At 72.0% G+C, this 5,256-nt stretch carries 4 protein-coding genes; 3 read left to right on the plus strand and 1 reads right to left on the minus strand.

The features are described 5' to 3' along the window. Positions 1 to 77: 77 nt before the first annotated feature. Positions 78 to 761, minus strand: coding sequence for an LmbU family transcriptional regulator (locus AA75_RS12250; RefSeq protein ID WP_233289000.1), 684 nt, complete (start codon positions 759 to 761; stop codon positions 78 to 80). Between the two features lie 548 nt (positions 762 to 1,309). Here AA75_RS12250 and AA75_RS12255 point away from each other — a divergent pair. The 3 genes from AA75_RS12255 to AA75_RS12265 all read left to right on the plus strand — a co-directional run bounded on the left by AA75_RS12255 (position 1,310) and on the right by AA75_RS12265 (position 5,146). Continuing rightward, positions 1,310 to 2,878 carry a 4-hydroxyphenylacetate 3-hydroxylase family protein gene (locus AA75_RS12255; RefSeq protein WP_051812176.1) on the plus strand — a complete coding sequence of 523 codons (1,569 nt, stop codon included), beginning with the start codon at positions 1,310 to 1,312 and terminating at the stop codon, positions 2,876 to 2,878. Further along, entirely contained in the window at positions 2,875 to 3,405 is a 531-nt protein-coding gene (locus AA75_RS12260) for a flavin reductase family protein (RefSeq protein ID WP_051812177.1), read from the plus strand. Before AA75_RS12255 ends, AA75_RS12260 begins: the two co-directional genes overlap by 4 nt. 100 nt (positions 3,406 to 3,505) lie before the next feature. Further along, the gene (locus tag AA75_RS12265) at positions 3,506 to 5,146 is read left to right on the plus strand and encodes an aromatic amino acid ammonia-lyase (protein ID WP_082526443.1); all 1,641 of its coding nucleotides are present in this window, start codon (positions 3,506 to 3,508) and stop codon (positions 5,144 to 5,146) included. The last annotated feature ends 110 nt before the right edge of the window (positions 5,147 to 5,256 follow it).

Consider the following 5,256-nt stretch of genomic DNA (forward strand, 5'->3'; position numbering starts at 1 on the left):
GGCGGCGCCGGTGCGGCCGGTGCGGGCTGCGCGGGTGGCGCGGGCGGCGCCGGGTCGGCCGGTCTGGGACAGCCGGGTCAGGGGCCCGGTACCGGTTGCGCCGCGGCCGCCGCGGCCTGCTCCAGCGTGGTGATGATCCAGTCGTCGAGCGGTACGCCGGCCCGGCCGGCCGCGGCCTGCCAGCGGTCCATGGCCTGCGCGGGAAGGGTCAGGTCGGGGAGCTTCGCCGGGGCGCTCACCGGGACGGGGTTGCGGGCGGCGCGCAGCCGGCGGCGCAGCTCGCTCTTGGACCAGCGGTTCTCGTGGGCGCGGGCGAGCCAGAGGTCCTGCCCGGCGTGGTCGAGCGGGGCGACTTCGGCGTGGTGCTGGAAGCTGAGCTCCGGGTGCCGTCGCTCCATGGTGAACTTCCGGGCCACCCAGGCGTAGTTGCGCAGCGTCTGGTAGTCGAGGCCGGCCGTGTCGATCGCCCGGCGGTAGCGGTCGCCGTACTTGTCCTGCCCGTAGACCAGCCAGTCGCCGAGGCACCAGGCGAACGAGTCGGCGGTCTCGAACAGCTTGGCGCCGGCCTGCTCCCAGGTCTCGAAGGCGAGTGCGGCCGGGAACCGCAGGCCGACCCGGGTGGTGAGGATCTGCTGTCCGCGGTGGGTCCGGGGTTCGGCGGCGGGCAGGTGCCGGGTGGGGCCGTGGGGGGCCGTCCGGCGGGTGGTGCGGTCGAGGGGGTGACGTTGTCCCGTTGTTGGTTCGGTCCTGGTGGTGCTCACGTTTCTCATCCGTCCGTCGTCTTCCACCTGAGCAGGGACGGCGGTGGGAGTTGTCGTTTCCCCCGCTCCCGGACGCTCCTTCGTGTTGGTGCGAAGCGCCGGCCCCCGCAGCCAGAATGGCCCCGGCCGGAGGGCGTGACCAGTGTTGACCGGTTGACTCCACCGGGAAACAGGGAAACGGTCCGCCCGGCGGCCCGGTCCCGGGTGCCGCGGCGCTGGTCGGAGCGGGTCGGAGCGGGTCGGCCGCGGGTCGGCGAGGCCGTCACCGCGCTCCGCCTGTCCTGCCGGCGGGACAGCCGGAGAGGTGCCCGGACTGACCGTCAGGACCGGTGCCCGGTTGTCGGGTTGCCTGCGCAGGGCCGGTCCGCGGATTCCTTGACACCCTTCGACGCCGAATATTAGTTTCCGTCGGCGAGGGAGCCGCAGAGGAAATGCGAATGGGCCGCCGGATCCGGTGCGGCCGCGGCGGACCCGATTTCCCGTGGACCGCTGATCCGCGGTCCTCGGGCGCGAGGAAATTCCGGCAGAATGATCGGGAAGGCGTGAAAATGGCGGACGAGGCACAGAATTCGGTCCGGCCGTACACGGGGGACGAGTATCTGGAGAGCCTCCGCGACGGGCGCGAGGTGTGGGCGTACGGCGAGCGGGTCAAGGATGTGACGACCCATCCGGCGTTCCGGAACAACGCGCGCATGGTGGCCCGGCTGTACGACGCCCTGCACGACCCGGAGCGCCGCGGGCGGCTGACGGTCCCCACCGACAGCGGGAACGGCGGCTTCACGCACCCCTACTACAAGGTGCCGCGCTCGGCCGAGGACCTGCGCACCGGTGTCGGCGCGATGGCCGAGTGGGCGCGGATGTCGTACGGCTGGCTGGGGCGCACACCGGATTTCAAGGCGGCCTTCCTGGCGACCCTGGGTGCGGATCCGCAGCACTACGCGCCGTTCGAGGCGAACGCGGCGCGCTGGTACCGCGAGGCCCAGGAGAAGGTCATCTTCATCGGTCACGGGATCGTCAACCCGCCGGTCGACCGGGACCGGGACGTCACCGAACTCCGGGACGTCCACCTGTCGGTGTGCCGGGAGACCGACGCGGGCCTGGTGGTGTCGGGGGCGAAGGTGGTCGGCACCAGTGCGGCGCTGACCCAGTACATCTTCGTCGCCAACTACGGTCAGGTCCCCGAGGGGGCCAAGGACCTCTCCTGCTACTTCATGGTGCCGACCAACACGCCGGGCGTGAAGATCATCTCGCGGGCCTCGTACGAGTACCAGGCCACGGTGGCGGGCAGTCCGTTCGACCAGCCGCTGAGCAGCAGGATGGACGAGAACGACGGAATCCTGGTGTTCGACGAGGTGCTGGTGCCCTGGGAGAACGTGTTCTGCTACGACGTGGAGAAGGCGAATCGGTTCTTCACCGGCTCCGGCTTCTATTTCCGTTCGATGCTGCACGGCTGCGTCCGGCTGGCCGTCAAACTCGATTTCCTCACCGGGCTGCTGACCAAGGGTCTGGACACCACCGGCGCGATCGAGTTCCGCGGGGTGCAGACCAGGCTCGGCGAACTGCTCGGCTACCGGCACGTCCTGTGGGGGCTGGTCGACTCGATGGTGCACAATCCGGTGGTCCGTCCGGACGGCTCGGTGATGCCCAACAGCGAGAGCGCGCTGGCGTACCGGATGTTCGCCTCCACGGTCTACCCGAAGATCCGGGAGATCTTCTTCCGCGACCTCGGCAGCGCCCTGATCTACAACAACTCGCACGCCAGCGACTGGGCCACGCCCGAACTGCGGCCGTACCTCGACCGCTACATCCGGGGCCGGCACGGCGTCGAGGCGATCGACCGGGTGAAGCTGATGAAGCTCATCTGGGACTCGGTCGGCAGTGACTTCGGCGGCCGCTGGGAGCTGTACGAGATGAACTACGCGGGCAACCACGAGAACATCCGGATCGAGGCGTTCCAGCGCTACCGGGCGACCGGCGGCCTGGACGAGTGCAAGGCACTGGTGGACGCGTGCCTGGCCGAGTACGACGTCACCGGCTGGCGGGCGGACGACCTCACCGACCCGGAGGCCGTCGTGGTGGCCGGGCCCGCGGCCGGCCGCCGGGCCGGCAAGCCGTGAGCGGCACCCGGGTCGAGCGGCGCGGCCCCGACCCGCGCACCGACGGCGGCGAGCAGGCCTTCCGCGAGGTGATGGGCGAGCTGGTGACCGGGGTCTGCGCGGTGACCACCCGGGCCGGCCGCGGCCCCGACGCCGGCCACGACGCGATCGTGGTCAACTCGCTGACCTCGGTCTCGCTCCGCCCGCAGCTGGTCTCGATGTACCTGCGGGAGGACTCGTCCTTCCTGCGCTCGCTGTCCGCGACCGGGGTGTGGGCCGCGTCGATCCTGCCGGAGGGCAGCGGCCCGGTGGCCCGCACGCTGGCGCTGCCCGCGGACCGGCGGCCCGGCCCGGAGCTGGTCACCGGCTGGGTCCAGGGGGCGGCCACCGGCTGCCTGACCCTGCCGGACGCGCCCGGGGTGATCGAGTGCGAGCTGGACCGCTGCGTCACGGTCGGCGACCACGTACTGGTGGTGGGGCGGGTGGTCGGCCTCACCCGGCGGCCGGCCCGGCCCCTGGTCTTCCACCGCGGACGGTTCGACGCCTGACCCGCGGCCGCGGCCCCGCCGTCCGTACGGCGGCCGCGCCCGGCCGCACCCACCCCGTCACACCCGCCTGTCCCGTTCCACCGTCGAGGAGCTCTCTGTCATGACCATTTCTGAAATCACCCGCAGCGAGCCGGCCCCGGCCGGCCCGGACACCCGGCGCGCCATCGACGGCCGGACGCTGACCATCGAGGACGTCGTCCACGCCATGCGCAACCCCGGCACCGACTTCCGGGTGGCCGAGGAGGCGGCCCGGGCGATGGCCGCCTCCCGCGAGCTCAAGCACGAGCTGATCGCGGACCGCAAGCCCATCTACGGCGTCACCACCGGCTTCGGCGACAGCGTCACCCGCCAGATCTCCCCGGAGAAGGCCGTCGAGCTGCAGTACAACATGATCCGCTACCACCTCAACGGCACCGGTGCGCCGGCCCCCGACGACGTGGTCCGGGCCACCCTGCTGATCCGCGGCAACTGCCTGGCCCGCGGCCGCTCCGGGGTGACCCCGGAGATCGTCGCCCGGCTGCTCGACCTGATCCGCCACGACGTGCTGCCGCAGATCCCCTCCCGCGGCTCGGTCGGCGCCAGCGGCGACCTCGTCCCGCTGTGCTACGTCGCCTCGACCCTGATCGGCGAGGGCCTGGTCCGCCACGACGGCGCCCTGCGCGACGCCGCCGAGGTCTTCACCGAACTCGGCCTGGAGCCGGTGCGGCCGGAGGCCAAGGACGGCCTCGCGCTGATCAACGGCACCTCCTTCAGCTCCGCCTGGTCCGTGCGGGCCTGGTCCGACGCCGCCGAACTCGCCGAGGTCGCCGACATCTGCACCGCGCTGGCCAGCGAGGCGCTGCTCGGCAACCGCGGCCACTTCGCGGCCTTCATCCACGAGCAGAAGCCGCACCCCGGCCAGCTGACCAGCGCCCGCACCATCGGCGACCTGCTGGAGGGATCGGAGCTGGCCCGCTCGCACAGCCAGGTGGTCGACCTCAACGACGACCTCGCCGACCGGGGCTTCCAGCAGCTGCGCCGCAGCATCCAGGACCGCTACTCGATCCGCTGCGCCCCGCACGTCACCGGCGTGCTGCGGGACACCCTCGACTGGTCCCGGCAGTGGGTCGAGACCGAGATCAACTCCTCCAACGACAACCCGCTGTTCGACGTCGAGGCCCGCACCGTGCACAGCGGCGGCAACTTCTACGGCGGCCACGTGGTGCAGGCGATGGACTCGCTCAAGGTCGCCGTCGCCAACATCGCCGACCTGCTGGACCGCCAGCTGGAGCTGATGGTCGACGAGAAGTTCAACAACGGCCTGACCCCGAACCTGATCCCCCGGTTCGCCGACGACGACTGGAACGCCGGGCTGCACCACGGCTTCAAGGGCATGCAGATCGCCTGCTCCGCGCTGACCGCGGAGGCACTGAAGACCTCCGGGCCGATGAGCGTGTTCTCCCGGTCCACCGAGGCGCACAACCAGGACAAGGTCTCGATGTCCGCGATCGCCGCCCGCGAGGCCAACACCGTCGTCGAGCTGGTCCGCGAGGCCGCCGCGATCCACCTGCTGGCCGCCTGCCAGGCCCTCGACCTGCGCGGTCCCGAGCTGGCCGGCCCGCGCACCCGGGCGGTGTACGACCTGGTCCGCAAGCACGCGCCGTTCGTCGGGCACGACCGCCGGATGGACCAGGACATCGCCGCCGTGGTCGAGCTGATCCGGACCGGCGCACTCACCGACGCCGCGCGCGTCGCGGCCTGAGGGGCGGTCATGGTACTGAGCACGGACGCCCTGCTCGACCTGGAGCACCGCCGGCGGCTCGCCGCGGACCAGGGGATCGGCGGCGGCAACGCCTGGGCCGCCGCCCGCCG

Origin of the sequence: Kitasatospora sp. MBT63, assembly GCF_000710465.2 — a bacterium.
In the GTDB taxonomy this organism is placed as follows: Bacteria; Actinomycetota; Actinomycetes; order Streptomycetales; family Streptomycetaceae; genus Kitasatospora.

What these genes read in the sequence shown, in the direction of transcription:
- AA75_RS12255 (WP_051812176.1), top strand. Translation starts at nt 1,310, where the DNA reads ATGGCGGACGAGGCACAGAATTCGGTCCGGCCGTACACGGGGGACGAG.
- AA75_RS12265 (WP_082526443.1), top strand. Translation starts at nt 3,506, where the DNA reads ATGACCATTTCTGAAATCACCCGCAGCGAGCCGGCCCCGGCCGGCCCG.